The organism is Bacillus sp. B25(2016b) (assembly GCF_001679765.1).
Lineage (GTDB): Bacteria > Bacillota > Bacilli > Bacillales > Bacillaceae_G > Bacillus_A > Bacillus_A thuringiensis_K.
In genome coordinates this window covers 4,750,090-4,766,459 of the sequence record NZ_CP016285.1, presented here as the reverse complement: position 1 = coordinate 4,766,459, position 16,370 = coordinate 4,750,090, and the positions used below count along the sequence as shown (strand labels likewise).

The window sequence follows — 16,370 nt, the reverse complement described above, 5'->3', positions numbered from 1 at the left end:
AGGTGAAGGAAATGGAATTAGTAGAAATTAGACAGGAATTAGAGAAAATGGCTAAGCGATTAGCGGCTTTTAGGGGGTCTCTTTGACCTCCCTACTAAGGAGAAACAAATTGCAGAATTAGAAGAGAAAATGATGGGCGCAGGATTTTGGGATGACCAACAAGGCGCACAAGCTGTAATTAATGAAGCGAATGCGTTAAAAGATATGGTTGGAAAGTTCCGTCAGTTAGATGAGACGTTCGAAAATTTAGAAATCACGCATGAGCTTTTAAAAGAAGAGTATGATGAAGATTTACATGAGGAATTAGAATCAGAAGTAAAAGGCTTAATTCAAGAAATGAATGAGTATGAGCTTCAGTTACTATTAAGTGATCCTTATGATAAAAATAATGCGATTTTAGAATTACATCCAGGTGCAGGTGGAACTGAGTCACAAGACTGGGGTTCTATGTTATTACGTATGTACACACGCTGGGCTGAAAAACGCGGATTCAAAGTAGAAACGGTTGATTATTTACCAGGTGATGAAGCTGGTATTAAGAGTGTAACTTTATTAATTAAAGGTCATAACGCTTACGGTTACTTAAAAGCAGAGAAAGGTGTACATCGTCTTGTACGTATTTCACCATTCGATTCTTCAGGGCGCCGTCATACATCGTTCGTATCTTGTGAAGTTGTACCAGAGTTCAATGATGAAGTTGAAATCGAAGTACGTACAGAAGACTTAAAAATTGATACGTACCGAGCAAGTGGAGCTGGTGGGCAGCACGTAAATACGACAGATTCAGCAGTTCGTATTACACATACACCGACAAATACGGTTGTAACATGTCAGTCGGAGCGTTCTCAAATTAAAAACCGTGAGCATGCGATGAAAATGTTAAAAGCGAAATTATATCAAAAGAAACTAGAAGAGCAACAAGCAGAATTAGATGAAATTCGCGGAGAGCAAAAAGAAATCGGATGGGGTAGCCAAATCCGTTCTTACGTATTCCACCCGTATTCTCTTGTAAAAGACCATCGTACAAATACGGAGGTTGGTAACGTACAAGCTGTTATGGATGGAGAGATTGATCCATTTATTGATGCTTACTTACGTTCTCGCATCTAATAAGCGAAAAAAAGCCAACGAAATTGTTGGCGCATGCTGAGGACAATAGAGGATATAAAGAATTTGATTCTATTTTTATAGATGAAGTAAAGAGGAAGAGAAGTTGGAAACGACAACTTCTCTTTTTGATGGGATTATATGTAGATTACAATGCTGTATATTGTTTTGTAAAAAGTAGAGAATAGTAAAATAGGCGGTAATAGGGTAAAGATTTATATAGAACTTTTCTAATTTTCCTTTTAAAAAGGATACTTTATAGAAGTTTTTTAAGTTGTTCACAGAATTGAAACAACTTATGAAAGCTTTATTTTATCAAGGTTCTCACTGTATTTTTGAGGAATATGAAATACACCTTAGTTTTTCTATATAAAGATAATGCTTATAATGAAAATGAGTGTGTTAGGAATAAAAAGAATATCAACAATGGGGAGCGATAGAAGTGAAAAAGAAATTGTTGGCTATTGCGCTAGGGACATCGGTTGTTTTTGCTTTAGGAGCATGCGGAAATAAAGAAGAGAGTAAGTCTTCGAAACAGTCTGCAAGCAAAGACAGCGCAGAACAAATTTTCCAAAGAAGTTGTGCGGGATGTCACGCAACAGATTTATCAGGGGCAACTGGACCTGATTTAAGAAAAGTAGGCGGTAAGTACGACGCTGCAGATATCGAAGAGATTATTAAAAAAGGCCGTGGTTCAATGTCACCAGGACTTATTCAAGGTGAAGATGCGAAAAAAGTATCTGAATGGTTAGCTGAACATAAATAAAAAGGTGAAATGGGCGAGTTGATAATATAGTCAGCTCGTTTTCCTTTTTTCTGGTATGTAACATAACTGTAACAAAAATGTATCCAAATTGGAAACCGTTTGATGTTACAATGGGGTTTGTAGAATTTTGCTGAAATATATTACATAGAGTGGTATTGCTTATGAGAAAGCATAAGTAAACTACCTTCAACAAGGATGACTAAATGAAAATGAAGGATGTCTTTTATTTTCAGATGTACAGAAAAGTATTTCGAAAAAAATCATTAAGTATTGGGTGATAAATAATGATAAAAATGACGAATGTTTATAAGGAGTACCCGAATGGTATGAAAGCCATTGCTGGTCTTACAGTTAACATTAAACAAGGTGAATTCGTATACGTAGTTGGACCGAGTGGAGCCGGGAAATCTACATTTATTAAAATGATGTATCGTGAAGAGAAACCATCTACAGGATCTATTAATGTAAATGGACTTACTATCGAAACATTGGCAGAAAGAGACGTTCCGTATTTCCGTCGCCAATTAGGCGTAATTTTCCAAGATTTCAAATTGCTACCTAAATTAACGGTATATGAGAATGTTTCGTTTGCTTTAGAAGTAATTGAAGAAGAACCAGATGCAATTCGTGAGCGTGTAACAGAAGTGTTAGGTCTTGTAGGCCTTGAAGATCGTGCAGACGCACTTCCAAGTGAGCTTTCGGGCGGGGAGCAACAACGTGTGGCTATTGCAAGAGCAATTGTAAATAGACCAAAGGTTGTAATTGCCGATGAGCCAACAGGTAACTTAGATATTGAAACAGCTCTTGATATTATGAATATTTTTACTCGCATTAATGAGCGTGGCACAACGATCGTTATGGCGACGCATAATGCAGATATCGTAAATACAATCCGTCATCGTGTAATCGCGATTGAAGGCGGAAAAATTGTTCGAGATGAGATTGAGGGAGGATACGGATATGAAGGCTAAGACCCTTAGTCGACATTTGCGAGAAGGTGTAAAGAATCTATCACGTAACGGATGGATGACATTTGCTTCTGTTAGTGCAGTAACAGTTACATTATTACTTGTAGGTGTCTTTTTAACAGCGATTATGAATATGAACCATTTTGCGACTAAAGTAGAGCAAGATGTAGAGATTCGTGTACACATTGATCCAGCTGCAAAAGAAGCGGATCAAAAGAAATTAGAAGAAGATATGAGTAAGATTGCAAAAGTAGATTCTATTAAATATTCTTCTAAAGAAGAAGAGTTAAAACGTTTAATTAAAAGCTTAGGTGATAGTGGAAAAACGTTTGAGTTATTTGAACAAGATAACCCACTTAAAAACGTATTCGTTGTAAAAGCAAAAGAACCAACCGATACAGCGACAATCGCGAAGAAGGTTGAAAAAATGCAGTTTGTTAGTAATGTTCAGTACGGAAAAGGGCAAGTTGAACGATTATTTGATACTGTAAAAACTGGTCGTAACATTGGGATTGCGTTAATTGCTGGTCTTTTATTCACAGCGATGTTCTTAATCTCTAATACAATTAAAATTACAATTTATGCTCGTAGTACAGAAATTGAAATTATGAAACTTGTTGGTGCAACAAACTGGTTTATTCGTTGGCCATTCTTGCTAGAGGGATTATTCTTAGGAGTATTAGGATCAATTATTCCAATTGGCCTAATTCTAATTACGTATAATTCGTTGCAAGGTGTGTTTAATGAAAAACTTGGCGGAACAATTTTCGAGCTTCTACCATACAGTCCGTTCGTATTCCAATTAGCTGGTTTACTAGTGTTAATCGGTGCTTTAATCGGTATGTGGGGAAGTGTAATGTCAATTCGTCGCTTCTTAAAAGTATAAAAAGTTGCAAACATAATTCGTACAAGCTTATCATATAGTAGAAATAGGTAAAGGCATCACACACTGTGTGATGCCTTTTGCTACACCACCTGTGTGTTTTGGAAAGGGGAATTCCGCATTGAAACGTAGAGTTGCAATTATTGGAATGGTTGTTGCATTTTTAATTGGTGCTGGCGGAATGTTTGCAGGCATGTCTGTATTTGGGGTTAACCCATCAGAAGTAACGCAAACAATTTCGAGTGGGAATGCTAGCACTGCGCAAGGGAATTTGGCAAAAATTAATGAGGCGTATGCACTAATTGATTCACGTTATGTGGAAGACGTGAAAGATGAAAAGTTAGTTGAAGGTGCAATACAAGGTATGTTGTCTACGCTGAAGGACCCTTATTCCACGTATATGGATAAAGAAACAGCCAAACAGTTTAGTGAATCGCTTGATCCCGAATTAGAGGGGATTGGGGCTGAGGTGAACAAGACGGACGGTAAGCTTATTATCGTATCGCCAATTAAAGGTTCACCAGCAGAAAAGATAGGAATTAAACCGAATGACCAAATTTTATCTGTAGATGGAAACAGTGTGAAAGACTTATCACGTGAAGAAGCAGTATTAAAAATTCGTGGTAAAAAGGGAACGACTGTCGCAATTGAAATTAAACGTGCGGGAGTAACTGATCCGATCGTATTTAAAATTAAGCGTGAAAAGATTCCAATCTTTACAGTATTTAGTTCTGTGAAGCAAGAGAGTGGAAAAGATATCGGTTATATGCAAATCACTTCTTTTGCTGAAAATACAGCGAAAGAATTTAAGGATCAGTTAAAAGAGTTAGAGAAGAAAAATATAAAAGGCTTAGTTATTGACGTGCGTGGTAATCCTGGTGGTTATTTAAATAGTGTAGAAGATATACTAGGAGAAATTATGACGAATAAAAAGCCGATGCTACAAGTAGAGCAGCGAAATGGTGAGAAGAAGAAATTCTCTACAGAACTGAAAGAGAGAAAACCATATCCAATTTCAGTATTAATTGATAATGGAAGTGCTTCTGCTTCAGAGATTTTAGCGGGTGCGCTAAAAGAAGGAGAAGGATACGATTTAATTGGTGAAAAGACATTTGGTAAAGGTACTGTCCAGCAAGCTGTTCCATTTAAAGACGGCAGCAACATTAAATTAACGATGTTTAAATGGTTAACACCGGATGGGAACTGGATTCATAAAAAAGGAATCGCGCCAACAGTAGAAGTGAAGCAACCAAATTATTATCATGCGACACCAATTCAAATTGAAAAAACACTTTCATACAATTCAAATGATGTACAAGTAAAACATGCTCAAGAAATGCTTAAGAGCTTAGGGTATGTACCAGGTCGTGAAGATGGATACTTTAGTAAAGAGACAGAATCGGCTCTGAAAGCATTCCAAAATGCAAATGAGATGGAAGCGACAGGACAGCTTGATAAAAAGACAGCTGAAGCGATTCAAACTAAAATTATCGAAAAAATCCGTTCTGGAGAAAATGATCTACAATTACAGTCAGCATTAAAATTAATGGCAAAATAAGAAGAAATACAGGCAGTTTGCTGCCTGTATTTTTTTGTGTTAAACAAACGTTTGTTTAGTTATGATAATATAAAAAGAAAGAATGATATAAATGGTGGTGAATGAGTTCATGGAGGCGTGGATTTTTGAAATAATGCGGGCAGTTGGACGTTTTTTCTTACACCCTGCTGTCTATATATTTGTAATAAGTAGTATCTTCGTTGGATACTTACGTATGTTAAGAGAACGAAAAGATTTTTCTTTTAAAGTTTATGATATTTGGTTTGAACTGCGAACCTCTCTATTTGCAGGGATTGGATATGGATTAGTAGTGTCTATTGTTACGATTGGGCTTGGACTTGTTGTTTCTAAAGCAAGCTTATGGGCCATTTTAATTTGGACGTTACTATTTGGATTAACGGCTATGTATCGATATTTATCGGCAGCTTATACATTTAGCATTGCGATTGTATGTGTTCTATTATCTTCTAAGCTACCAGTTTCCTTTTTACAGCTTCGAGAAGGTGAAGAGAGTACCATTGTATCCCTTGTTATTTTACTAGGCGTGATGCTTATTGTAGAAGGCTTATTGATTTCTAAAAACGCAGTAGGATATTCGACGCCGAAGATTAGGAAGGGGAAGCGTGGATTAAAGATTGGTTTACACGAATCAAAGCGTTTATGGATCGTTCCTATTTTTATTCTTGTACCGGGTGATGCGGTAACGCAGTTTATTTCATGGTGGCCTATCGTTTCAATAGGGTCAAATACATATTCTCTATTCCTCGTTCCATTTTTAATTGGATTTATGAGAAAGATTAAAAGTTATGAGCCGACGGAAGCTTTATTATTTACAGGAAGACGTGTTTATGGGTTAGCGGGACTTGTGCTCGTTTTAGGAATCGCAAGCTACTGGTGGCACGTACTTGCAATTATCGCGATGGGAGTCGCTATGCTTGGGCGTTTCACAATTTCGATGCAAGAAAAAATTGCCGATGAAACAAGACCAGCATATTTTGCTGCACGCAATGATGGGCTCGTTGTATTAGATACAATTCCAAATACAATTGGAGCAGAGCTGAAATTACTTCCTGGAGAAATTATTACGAAAGTAAATGGAGTCATTCCAAAAAGCGCTGAGGAATTTTATGATGCGCTTCAAACGAAGACGACAGGGGCGTTTTGTAAATTAGAAGTATTAGATACAAATGGTGAGCTTCGTCTTGCACAAACTGCATTATATGCTGGTGGACATCATGAATTAGGTATTGTATTCGTTGAGCAGGAGCACGAGTGGGATTCAGAAGCGATGTAATAGAAGGAATGGTATCACCTTGTGGTGGTACCTTTTTTTTGTTTTTTGGGGGGAGGATAGTTAGTAAATGAAATTTATATCGGCGATTATCCGAATATATCAGTGCAACTTGAAATATATCGGCGATTATTCGAATATATTGACTTTCCGGCAAAAAAAGACAACTGTCGGAAAGCTTATTTTCAGTTTCATAGACGGATAACTTGAATAATTATTTGATAATGGTTATCATTTAGTGAGTCTTTTTAATTTTGGAAAATGGAGGTAAGATATGCTGCGTAAATTTTTCTCGTACTATAAACCATATAAAGGTTTATTTATACTCGACTTTTCTTGTGCGGTTGTCGCAGGATTATTAGAACTTGGCTTCCCGCTTATCGTAAATCAATTTATTGATAAGTTATTGCCAGGGCAAAACTGGACGCTTATTTTATGGGCCTGTTTCGGTTTACTCGCAGTTTATATGTTAAATGCAGGCTTACAATATGTCGTTACATATTGGGGACATATGCTTGGTGTTAACATTGAAACAGATATGAGGCAGAAATTATTTGATCATATTCAAAAGCTATCATTTAGATTTTTTGACAATAATAAAACAGGTCATTTAATTTCACGCCTTACAAACGATTTAATGGAAATTGGGGAAATTGCTCACCATGGACCAGAAGATTTATTTATCGCCGTAATGACTTTAGTTGGGGCATTCTCATTTATGATGATGATCAACTGGAAGTTAGCGTTATTAACGTTCTTCGTCATTCCATTCCTATTATGGTTAGCACTTTACTTCAATAAAAAAATGACAGGTACATTTAGACGTTTATTCTCAGACGTTGCTGATTTTAATGCATGCATTGAGAACAATGTTGGGGGAATTCGTGTTGTACAAGCATTCGGAAATGAAAAGTTTGAGAAAGAGCAATTTGCTGTGAACAACGCTCGTTTCCGTACAACGAAATTAATGGCGTATAAAATTATGGCGTTAAATTCATCGATTAGTTATATGCTTATGCGTCTTGTAACGCTTTTCGTCTTAATATGCGGTACATGGTTTGTTTTGCAAGGAGAATTAACGTACGGCGGATTTATCGGATTCGTTCTATTAACGAATATTTTCTTCCGTCCAATTGAAAAAATTAACGCGGTAATCGAAAGCTATCCGAAAGGGATTGCTGGTTTTAAAAGATATGTAGAGCTTCTTGAAACAGAGCCTGACATTGTAGACTCTAAAGATGCAATGGAAGTTAAACATGTACATGGTGATATTCAATATAACAACATTACGTTCGGATATGAAAACAAAGAACCGATTTTAAATGACATTAGTTTGAAAATACATGCAGGTGAAACAGTGGCGTTCGTTGGACCATCAGGAGCTGGGAAAACGACGTTATGTAGCCTATTACCACGTTTTTATGAGCAATCATCTGGATCGATTCAAATTGATGGTATTGATACGAAAGATATGACGTTATCTTCACTTCGTAAGCAAATTGGAATTGTGCAGCAAGACGTGTTCTTATTCTCAGGAACAATTCGTGAAAATATTGCTTACGGAAATTTAAAAGCATCAGAAGCTGAAATTTGGCAGGCAGTAAAACGTGCGCAGTTAGAAGATTTAATTTACTCACAGCCGGACGGTTTAGATACTGTTATCGGTGAGCGCGGCGTGAAACTTTCAGGTGGACAGAAGCAGCGTCTAGCTATTGCTCGTATGTTCTTGAAAAACCCTCCAATTTTAATATTGGATGAAGCAACTTCTGCATTAGATACTGAGACAGAACTTGCAATTCAAAAATCGCTTGCGGAGCTATCTGTTGGTCGTACAACATTAGTTATCGCTCACAGACTTGCAACGATTAAAAATGCAGATCGCATCGTCGTTGTAAATAAAGATGGTATTGCAGAACAAGGTTCACATAATGAATTAATTGAGCAAGGCGGAGGATATAGTAGGTTATACGAAGCTCAGTTTAGTTCGTAAATATAATTTGTACTGAATTAGTGCACCATAAGTAGGTAAAAATCTCATATGGGAGGCTATAAAGTATGATTGTAACAACAACGTCTACAATTCAAGGAAAAGAAATTATTGAGTATATCGATATCGTCAATGGAGAAGCGATTATGGGCGCGAATATTGTTCGTGACCTTTTCGCCTCTGTTCGTGACGTTGTCGGCGGTCGTGCGGGCGCTTATGAAAGTAAATTAAAAGAAGCACGCGACATCGCAATGGAAGAAATGAAAACTTTCGCAAGACAAAAAAATGCGAATGCAATTGTTGGTATAGACGTGGATTACGAAGTAGTTCGCGAAGGAATGCTAATGGTTGCTGTGAGCGGGACTGCTGTCCGTATATAAAAGTAAAAAGCTGTGCTGATGCACGGCTTTTTACTTTATATGTCGAAGTTTCAATATTTCTTGGGAAATGCGGAAGGTCCCGTCGATATATAGGGAAGACATTAGAGTGCTTCTTTACATTTTTGAATTTGAGTTAATAATTTTGCATATTCTTGTTCGAGAGATGTGATGTCATCGTGATGATTTGGAATGGAAATCCGGCCGATGACTTCTGTTAATTTTGTTTGTAATCGTAACAATTCTTGTTCAGTAACATTTACAGAATCTCCGCTGGTTCTTTTTGTGTATTGCTCGTAATTACCGTGGAAGATTCTTGGTTCACTCTCATCTACTTGGAGAATATGGTCTGCAACAGAGCGAATAAAGGCACGGTCATGGCTAATAAAAAGTATAGTGCCAGGATACTCCTGTAACATGGTTTCTAATTCTTCTTGCGTTGCTAAGTCTAAATGGTTTGTCGGTTCATCGAGCAGAAGCATATTATAGTTTCCTAAAAATACTTTTGCGAGTGCAACCTTCATTCGTTCACCCCCGCTTAGAATGTGCACAGGTTTATGAACATCCTCACGGCGGAATAGAAGCCGCGCAAGTATTGTGCGAACGAATGCTTCCGTATAGTTTGTTTCTTCTAGAACATTTTCTAAAATTGTTTTATCTGTTTTTAAAATAGATAATGTTTGTTCAAAGTATCCAATTTTACAACTTTTCGATAACTGCATGCCACGCTCGTTTGTGAGAAGCATGTTGAACAAAGTGGTTTTGCCGCTTCCATTTGCCCCTAAAACGGCAAGCTTTGCACCAGGGGCAATAGTTCCATTCATATTTTTAAATAGTGTGCGGTCGCCTATTTTCTTTGTTGCTTTATTGAATTGTACTGCCACCTTACTATGAATGGGTGTATGGTATTGTACGTCAAATTGAGCTTGAGAAAGATCCTTTGGTTTTTCCTTCTTTTCTAGTTTTTCGAGACGTGTCTCTAATGCTTTCGCTGCTTTGCTAACTTGTTCTTGGCCATGAGCCCCACTTAACCTATAAAGTCTAGATTCAGATGAACTGAACCGTGTTGGGATTTTTGTCATGTTAGAAGCACGTTGTTTTCTTTGTAGAATGGATTGTTCTAAACGATTTTTTTCTTGTATATATTGCTCATATTCTGCTTGTTTTTGTATTCGTTCACGTTCTTTTTGTTTTCGATAGTTTGAATAATTCCCTTTGTACTCTTGAATAATACCGTCTTCAATTTCAATAATTTTGGTACATATATTATCTAGAAATTCACGATCATGCGATATTAAAACAAGTGCCCCTTTATAAGATGAAAGTGCCTTTTCTAATTGCTCTGTACCGACCATATCTAAGTGGCTTGTTGGTTCATCAGCGAATAAAATGCCTGCATTTTGTTCGAGAGCATGAGCAATCTTTAGCCGCATTCGTTCACCGCCGCTCATTGCGTCGGTAACGTTTGAAATACTCCATTTTCCTTTTGCGAGAGAAGAAGCGGTTTCCGGTAGTTCTTCGCTAAGCTGAGGAATGATGGCGATAGAACTATGATGAGTTACTATGCCTCTGTCAGCTTCTATTTCTTTACTTAATATTTGTAATAACGTAGATTTACCAGCTCCGTTGACTCCGACAATTCCTATGCGATCCTGTGCTTGAATTTCCAGTGATGGTAATGTAAAGATTGTGCGATCACCAAAGCTCTTTTCAATATTACTTGCGAATAAAATAGTCATAAAAAAACCTCCCTAGTTTCACTAGAGAGGATAAACGTCGCCCTTGTATGTAAAAAATCGTACATAAATAAACGATTTTTTACATGATCGTTTCGAAAGAAAGTATCGACAAATGGACAGACTAATCCCCTGCTAGTTTTCATCATTTTTGTTCACTATTTGTGATGGATGAAATAAATAAGAGAATTAGAACTTCATTGGTCAAAGTACCTTCCTTTCATAATATTACTTTTATTGTATGCGCATACAAAAGGGTTTGTCAAACTTATTTCTGTTCGCTATTTTTGAATTTATTATTATACAATTGTGCTTTTGCCAGCGCCTCAGCATCGTTTTTAATTTTATTTAGTCCATTCGCATCCCCAATAACATAACCTTCAAATGAAGAACCAACAAAATCAAAGATATATTGGAATTGAGCAATAAGCGGTAATGCTTTTAGCTTTGGATTGTCCCCGCCAACGATGACAACATACATTTTTTTGCCTTTCATTTTTTCTTTGAAATGAAGAGATGTATCGCGCAAGCTTTGTGACCAGCGATCAACGAAGTTTTTCATATGTCCACTCATTCCGTACCAATATAATGGTGTAGCAAAGATAATTGTGTCGTGCTCTAGCATGCGTTTCGTTAACTGCTCATAGTCATCATTTACAGGTTGGAATCCTTCTGCATCATGACGTTGGTCTGTAATAGGATAGACGGTATGATCACGCAAGTAAATTTGTTCTGTTTCAATGCCCTCTATCATCATATGTGTTAAAGCTTCTGTATTTCCGTTTTGTCTTGAACTGCCATGTATAACAAACATGTAATCATCCCTTTTCTTTTGCTTGTTTTAGGAGTGAAACGTGTTTTTGCAAATTCGTTTGGATGTTGGAAAGCAATGTGATTTGCTTTGTTACTTCATTGAGTTTATCTTCATAAAGCGTAAGGATACTGCTACACGGATTGTCGTACAGGTGCGGTTCAATTGCAAGGCAACGCAGCATCCTTGCCGTCTCTTCTAAATTTAAGCCGATTTGTAAGTACATTTGAATCAGCTCCACTTTTTCGATGGCACTTTCATTAAAATCACGGTAGCCATTTGCGAGGCGCTTAGAAGGGAGTAGTCCCTTTTCTTCGTAATGTCTTATTGATCTTTCGCTAACGCCAGTTTCTTTTGATAATTCTCCAATTCGCAATGTGTTTCACTCCTTTTACATGTATTGTAAACCTTCACACTAATGTGAAGGTCAACTCTGTTTTTTCGCAAAAGAATCTACATGATTTAAGAACACTTGAATGGCTTTAGATGGAATGAAATATTTGCCGCGTACGATGGAGAATGGACGGATGAGTTGTTCATTTGGAACTTCGACGTGGAATAGTTCTTTTGCTAGTAGCTCTTTCCGTACAGTCCAATCAGAAAGTATAGCGATGCCAAGCCCGGCACTAACAGCTTCCTTTACGCTTTGGATACTACTGAATGTAAAGAATCGTTTCATTTTTAAATGGTGTTGATGAATAAAGCGATCACTATAAGCGCGTGTACCAGAACCACTTTCTCTTAATACCCATACTTGATCTTGGAGTGTGCTTTCATTTATTTCATTTGTGCGGAGCAATGGATGATTTGGCGGGACGACGAGCTTCATTTCATCTTGCATAAATGTTTCAACGTCAACGTCAGCGTATACGACTTGCCCTTCCACTAAGCCGATATCAATTTGATTAGAACGAAGGCTCTGCAAAACGTCTTCTGTATTTGAGATGAAAGTATGAACTTCGACGTGTGGGTTTTCATTCGCATAGTTAGCCAATATTTTTGGAAGTAAGTATTCACCAATTGTAAAACTAGCACCAATGCGAAGTGTTCCTGTTACAACGTTATGTAGTTCGTTAATTTCTTGTTTAGCATCTTCGTAAAGAGAGAGCATTTGCTTTGCATGTATATATAATATGTTTCCTGCTTCCGTAACTTGGACGTGTTTCGGGGAGCGTTGAATAAGCGTAGTGCCAAATTCGTTTTCTAAGTTGCGTATATGCATACTTACGCCAGGCTGTGAAAGGTTTAATAATTCTGCTGCACGGGAGAAGTGTTTCTGTTCAACGACAGTAACAAAAATTTTTAAAATGTCTACGTTCATATAATCTGCTCCTTTCTTTTTCTATCATCTTATCATAAGTATTTATGATGATAGAGATTTGGTATTGATATTAAACTTATTATAGAAACTCTCTTATAATGTAAGTAGAAAGAACATGCATGTTCCAATACGATTATTGGGGTGGTACAAGGTGGAACAAATACTTGTTATACAAAAGAAGAAGGGCTTTGGATTTTCGCAAGGAATTGGGATTACATTATTAATCGCAATTGCCGCGAAATATTTAGCAGAGCTTCCATTTTTAAATATTATGGGACAATTAGTAATTGCTATTCTAATTGGGATGATTTGGCGCGCTGCAATTGGAGTTCCTCACGATGCGATTGCAGGAACGAACTTTGCGAGTAAGAAGTTGCTGCGCTTTGGAATCATCTTACTTGGAATGCGATTAAATCTTGTTGATATTGCGAAGGCGGGACCGAAAGTATTGGTCATCGCGGCGGTTGTTATTACATTTACTATTTTTGTTGTATACGGATTAACGAAAGTATTTAAAGTAGAAAAGAAACTTGGAATTTTAACTGCATGCGGTACGGCAATTTGCGGCGCAGCCGCGGTCGTGGCAATTGCACCGCAAGTGAAAGCAAAAGATGACGAAACGGCAGTTGGAGCAGCAATCATCGCAATTTTAGGTACTATATTTACGCTTATTTATACGTTATTATATCCAGTGCTTGGTTTATCTCCGTACGGTTACGGTGTATTCTCAGGTGCGACGCTTCACGAAATCGCTCATGTCATCGCAGCTGCGGCGCCAGGAGGAAGCCCGGCTGTAGACATCGCAGTTATCGTGAAACTAACGCGCGTTGCAATGCTTGTACCAGTAGCGATTTTAATCGGATTATGGTTTGGTAAGAGCGAGGGAAGCAAGGAAAAAAGATCGTGGCGCGACCTTCCAATTCCGTGGTTCATCTTCGGGTTTTTAGCAATGAGTGCAGTGCATTCGCTCGGGATTATTCCAGAAGTAGTTGCGGGATATATTGTTGTCATTGCTTATATGCTAATCGCAATGGCGATGGCAGGGCTCGGTTTAAATGTAGAGTTTAAAACATTCCGTAAATTAGGAAGTAAAGCATTCGTGGCAGGGCTGATTGGCTCGATTTGCTTATCGGTTCTTGGATACGTTCTTGTATATGCGTTAGGATTTATGTAGTAGAGGAGAAAGCTGTTCCTGAAGGTATTTGGGGACAGCTTTTTCTTATGATTATAGTAGCGCTACGGATGTCGATATTTGTCGGTAAGTCGATATATTTGAAAAATCGCCGATATAAATGGAGTTGCGCTGATATATTTGGGAAATCGCTGATATAAATTGAATTACTCTTGTACTTCGTTAGAGTAGATGTTCAGTGAAATATTTTTCTAAAATTTATAAAGATATCTTTACTTAAAACTGGAAAATATTTATAATTCAAGTAAAGATATCTTTACTTTTGAAGGTGGATTCTATGGGTGTGAAAAATAAAATAAAAGAATTAAGAAAGCAAAATCATATAACACAAGTTGAAATGGCAAAGGCGATGCAGGTGACGCGGCAGACGATCGTGGCGATTGAAAATCATCATTACAACCCGAGTCTAGAGCTATCCTTAAAAATCGCCAAATATTTTGGAGTGAAGGTGGAGGAAATCTTTACGCTGGAGTAAGGAGAAAGAAAATAACTGACAAGCTTGAGAGATTTCAATTAAATTAAACGTTTAAATATATAAGGATTGGTTTTGGTTTATTAATTAGTTTAATTAGTACGGCATCAACGAGCGTGTTGGCAACAAGGAATAATAGATAGAAAAAGGGGAACTGGGATGGGATTACCGGTGTTATGTGTCGCTACAGCTATATTTGCGCTTCTTTGGGGAATGCAAAACTTTTCTCGTAATCCAGTGCCGAGTATGTGTATTATGATTGGTACTGTAGGTTTATCGTATTATTTATTATTATTAGCCCATTATCATAAAACGGCAACGAGTGTTGTTGTTGGAGCACTTATTTTATTTTGTGGGCGCGCTGTACAAAAAGGATTATTTCCGTAAAAGCTGTTTATACGAAGAGTATAAACAGCTTTTTGTATTTTTTTACAAAAGGCTTGAAAGTGACGTAACGTCATCTTTTATAATGAAGGGGAAGAGGTGATGGTAGTGATTTCAATACAACAATTGACGAAAGAAACAGGGGTAACAGTACGTACATTACGTTATTATGATCAAATAGATTTATTAAAGCCGAGCGGGAAAACAGAAGGCGGGCATCGGTTATATAGTGAAAATGACATTATTCGTTTGCAACAAATTTTATTTTTAAAGGAAATGGGATTTTCATTAAAAGAGTCTGCGAATATGTTAGTAAAAGGTGAGCTTAATTTAAAGGATTTGCTTGAAAAACAACTTCGATTTGTACAGGAAGAACAAAAGAAGTTTAATCGAATGGAGCGTGTTTTACAAGCTGTTGTTTATTCGGTAGATGTAGAGGGAGAACTTGATTGGAAAGTTATGTTTGAACTGATTCAGCTTTCAAAACAGTCTTCTCGTATACGTGAAATATTTCAAAATGAAGTGTTTTCAAAGGAAGAACAAAAATTGCTTCATAATTTGCCAAATATGAGTGAACAAGATCCGAATGTTTTAGAGTGGGTAGATGTATTAAAGCAATTACGCACTTTTATGAAATACGGCAAAGAAGTCGCGAGTGATGAGGTACAAAGGGCAACGAAGAGATTAATGCAGAAGTGTTTAGAAATGGCCAATGGTGATGAAGCATTTTTAGATAAGTTATGGGAAGTTAGAAAATCGAAGGAAGATTCACAGAAAATGAGCATGTATCCAATTGAAGAAGAATTTTTATTATATATGGATGAAGCTTTTCGTATATATGATGAAAAGGAGAAGGGTAAATGAGTATACTCGCAGAATATCGTTGGTATTTTTTAATTGGGGCAGAGATTGTATTTTGGTTATCGGCTATCGGTTTCTTTTTACTCCGTTACGGATTCCGTTTGAAGAAGGCAAGCTTTATTATGGGGATTGTACTACTCGTAAATGAAGTGTTCATTTTATCCTTAGGAGTAGTGGACTATTATCAAACAGGAAAGTTCTCTAACTTTCAGATCATTACTGTAATTATTTTATTGTATGCAGTTTTCTACGGGAAAAAGGATTTGAAGAAGCTTGATATATTTGCGCAAAAGCTAGTTGCGAAATGGCGGAATGAACCAGCGCCAATTATGGAAGAGCACGTAGAATTAACAGGTATGGCTTATGCGAAGCAGGAAATAAAAAATTGGGTATTACATCTTGTTTTATTCGTTGGTGTGCACATATTCTTTTACTTCGCGTATGGATTTATTCCATTTGAAAAATGGGGTAATTGGTTAGAATCGGGAATCGTTTTAAATAAAGCTGCAAGTCGCGTCAGCCAAGTGTGGGCGATTGTATTTTTAATTGATACAGCAATTTCATTTTCATATGTTATTTTTCCGAAGAAGGAGAAAGGAAAAGAAAAGCTACTTTCATAGTTGAAAGTAGCTTTTGGGTATACAAATAATTTTTAT

Annotated in this window: 17 protein-coding genes; 13 read left to right on the top strand and 4 right to left on the bottom strand. The window is 37.1% G+C overall.

All coding sequences use genetic code 11. From position 1 onward, the window contains the following. Positions 1-11 precede the first annotated feature (11 nt). The 8 genes from prfB (at position 12) to BAQ53_RS24460 (ending at position 8,940) form a co-directional block, all read left to right on the top strand. Positions 12-1,110, top strand: a protein-coding gene (gene prfB, locus BAQ53_RS24495) for a peptide chain release factor 2 (protein WP_096001716.1) whose coding sequence is annotated in 2 segments (ribosomal slippage) — positions 12-83 and positions 85-1,110 — 1,098 coding nt in all. Because the reading frame shifts where the segments join, the coding sequence is not laid out codon by codon here. 439 nt (positions 1,111-1,549) lie between these two features. After that, complete coding sequence (gene cccB / locus BAQ53_RS24490) at positions 1,550-1,873, top strand: cytochrome c551 (RefSeq protein ID WP_208906326.1); 324 nt, start codon at positions 1,550-1,552, stop codon at positions 1,871-1,873. 284 nt (positions 1,874-2,157) lie between these two features. Further along, a complete protein-coding gene (ftsE, locus tag BAQ53_RS24485; protein ID WP_000594321.1) occupies positions 2,158-2,844 on the top strand; it encodes a cell division ATP-binding protein FtsE in 687 nt (228 codons plus the stop codon). Beyond that, positions 2,834-3,727: a permease-like cell division protein FtsX gene (gene ftsX, locus BAQ53_RS24480; RefSeq protein ID WP_000645027.1), complete on the top strand. Its 894-nt coding sequence runs from the start codon at positions 2,834-2,836 to the stop codon at positions 3,725-3,727. The genes ftsE and ftsX overlap by 11 nt, the downstream gene beginning before the upstream one ends. A gap of 118 nt (positions 3,728-3,845) precedes the next feature. Then, positions 3,846-5,282, top strand: a complete 1,437-nt coding sequence (locus BAQ53_RS24475; protein ID WP_000830313.1) for a S41 family peptidase — start codon at positions 3,846-3,848, stop codon at positions 5,280-5,282. 109 nt (positions 5,283-5,391) lie between these two features. Further along, complete coding sequence (locus BAQ53_RS24470; protein WP_000388611.1) at positions 5,392-6,576, top strand: PDZ domain-containing protein; 1,185 nt, start codon at positions 5,392-5,394, stop codon at positions 6,574-6,576. 271 nt (positions 6,577-6,847) lie between these two features. After that, complete coding sequence (locus BAQ53_RS24465; RefSeq protein WP_000944620.1) at positions 6,848-8,563, top strand: ABC transporter ATP-binding protein; 1,716 nt, start codon at positions 6,848-6,850, stop codon at positions 8,561-8,563. A gap of 65 nt (positions 8,564-8,628) precedes the next feature. Beyond that, a complete protein-coding gene (locus tag BAQ53_RS24460) occupies positions 8,629-8,940 on the top strand; it encodes a heavy metal-binding domain-containing protein (protein WP_000637523.1) in 312 nt (103 codons plus the stop codon). Positions 8,941-9,041: 101 nt separating this feature from the next. Here the strand turns inward: BAQ53_RS24460 and abc-f are convergent, their stop codons facing one another. From abc-f to BAQ53_RS24440, 4 genes are all read right to left on the bottom strand, one after another. Next, positions 9,042-10,676, bottom strand: coding sequence for a ribosomal protection-like ABC-F family protein (gene abc-f / locus BAQ53_RS24455; protein ID WP_208906325.1), 1,635 nt, complete (start codon positions 10,674-10,676; stop codon positions 9,042-9,044). Positions 10,677-10,941: 265 nt separating this feature from the next. Beyond that, positions 10,942-11,487, bottom strand: coding sequence for a flavodoxin family protein (locus tag BAQ53_RS24450; protein WP_089148674.1), 546 nt, complete (start codon positions 11,485-11,487; stop codon positions 10,942-10,944). A gap of 4 nt (positions 11,488-11,491) precedes the next feature. Continuing rightward, positions 11,492-11,860, bottom strand: a complete 369-nt coding sequence (locus BAQ53_RS24445) for a MerR family transcriptional regulator (protein WP_001219187.1) — start codon at positions 11,858-11,860, stop codon at positions 11,492-11,494. Positions 11,861-11,911: 51 nt separating this feature from the next. Beyond that, on the bottom strand, positions 11,912-12,805 hold the full coding sequence (locus tag BAQ53_RS24440) for a LysR family transcriptional regulator (RefSeq protein ID WP_001099987.1): 894 nt from the start codon (positions 12,803-12,805) through the stop codon (positions 11,912-11,914). Between the two features lie 151 nt (positions 12,806-12,956). Between BAQ53_RS24440 and BAQ53_RS24435 the strand changes: the two genes are divergently transcribed. The 5 genes from BAQ53_RS24435 (at position 12,957) to BAQ53_RS24415 (ending at position 16,334) form a co-directional block, all read left to right on the top strand. Continuing rightward, on the top strand, positions 12,957-13,979 hold the full coding sequence (locus BAQ53_RS24435) for a YeiH family protein (RefSeq protein ID WP_208906324.1): 1,023 nt from the start codon (positions 12,957-12,959) through the stop codon (positions 13,977-13,979). Between the two features lie 295 nt (positions 13,980-14,274). Continuing rightward, a complete protein-coding gene (locus BAQ53_RS24430; RefSeq protein ID WP_000538364.1) occupies positions 14,275-14,472 on the top strand; it encodes a helix-turn-helix transcriptional regulator in 198 nt (65 codons plus the stop codon). Positions 14,473-14,628: 156 nt separating this feature from the next. Continuing rightward, positions 14,629-14,856: a hypothetical protein gene (locus BAQ53_RS24425; protein WP_000524136.1), complete on the top strand. Its 228-nt coding sequence runs from the start codon at positions 14,629-14,631 to the stop codon at positions 14,854-14,856. Positions 14,857-14,955: 99 nt separating this feature from the next. Further along, positions 14,956-15,717 (top strand): MerR family transcriptional regulator, encoded by a 762-nt coding sequence (locus BAQ53_RS24420; protein WP_208906323.1) that lies wholly within the window; start codon positions 14,956-14,958, stop codon positions 15,715-15,717. After that, a complete protein-coding gene (locus BAQ53_RS24415) occupies positions 15,714-16,334 on the top strand; it encodes a hypothetical protein (RefSeq protein ID WP_000025199.1) in 621 nt (206 codons plus the stop codon). Before BAQ53_RS24420 ends, BAQ53_RS24415 begins: the two co-directional genes overlap by 4 nt. The last annotated feature ends 36 nt before the right edge of the window (positions 16,335-16,370 follow it).

Excerpts from the sequence above, each read along its gene's own strand:
- BAQ53_RS24420 (WP_208906323.1), top strand. The coding sequence starts at position 14,956 with ATGGTAGTGATTTCAATACAACAATTGACGAAAGAAACAGGGGTAACA.
- BAQ53_RS24440 (WP_001099987.1), bottom strand. The coding sequence starts at position 12,805 with ATGAACGTAGACATTTTAAAAATTTTTGTTACTGTCGTTGAACAGAAA.
- ftsE (WP_000594321.1), top strand. The coding sequence starts at position 2,158 with ATGATAAAAATGACGAATGTTTATAAGGAGTACCCGAATGGTATGAAA.
- BAQ53_RS24450 (WP_089148674.1), bottom strand. The coding sequence starts at position 11,487 with ATGTTTGTTATACATGGCAGTTCAAGACAAAACGGAAATACAGAAGCT.
- BAQ53_RS24460 (WP_000637523.1), top strand. The coding sequence starts at position 8,629 with ATGATTGTAACAACAACGTCTACAATTCAAGGAAAAGAAATTATTGAG.
- BAQ53_RS24425 (WP_000524136.1), top strand. The coding sequence starts at position 14,629 with ATGGGATTACCGGTGTTATGTGTCGCTACAGCTATATTTGCGCTTCTT.
- BAQ53_RS24465 (WP_000944620.1), top strand. The coding sequence starts at position 6,848 with ATGCTGCGTAAATTTTTCTCGTACTATAAACCATATAAAGGTTTATTT.
- BAQ53_RS24415 (WP_000025199.1), top strand. The coding sequence starts at position 15,714 with ATGAGTATACTCGCAGAATATCGTTGGTATTTTTTAATTGGGGCAGAG.
- BAQ53_RS24430 (WP_000538364.1), top strand. The coding sequence starts at position 14,275 with ATGGGTGTGAAAAATAAAATAAAAGAATTAAGAAAGCAAAATCATATA.
- ftsX (WP_000645027.1), top strand. The coding sequence starts at position 2,834 with ATGAAGGCTAAGACCCTTAGTCGACATTTGCGAGAAGGTGTAAAGAAT.
- abc-f (WP_208906325.1), bottom strand. The coding sequence starts at position 10,676 with ATGACTATTTTATTCGCAAGTAATATTGAAAAGAGCTTTGGTGATCGC.
- BAQ53_RS24470 (WP_000388611.1), top strand. The coding sequence starts at position 5,392 with ATGGAGGCGTGGATTTTTGAAATAATGCGGGCAGTTGGACGTTTTTTC.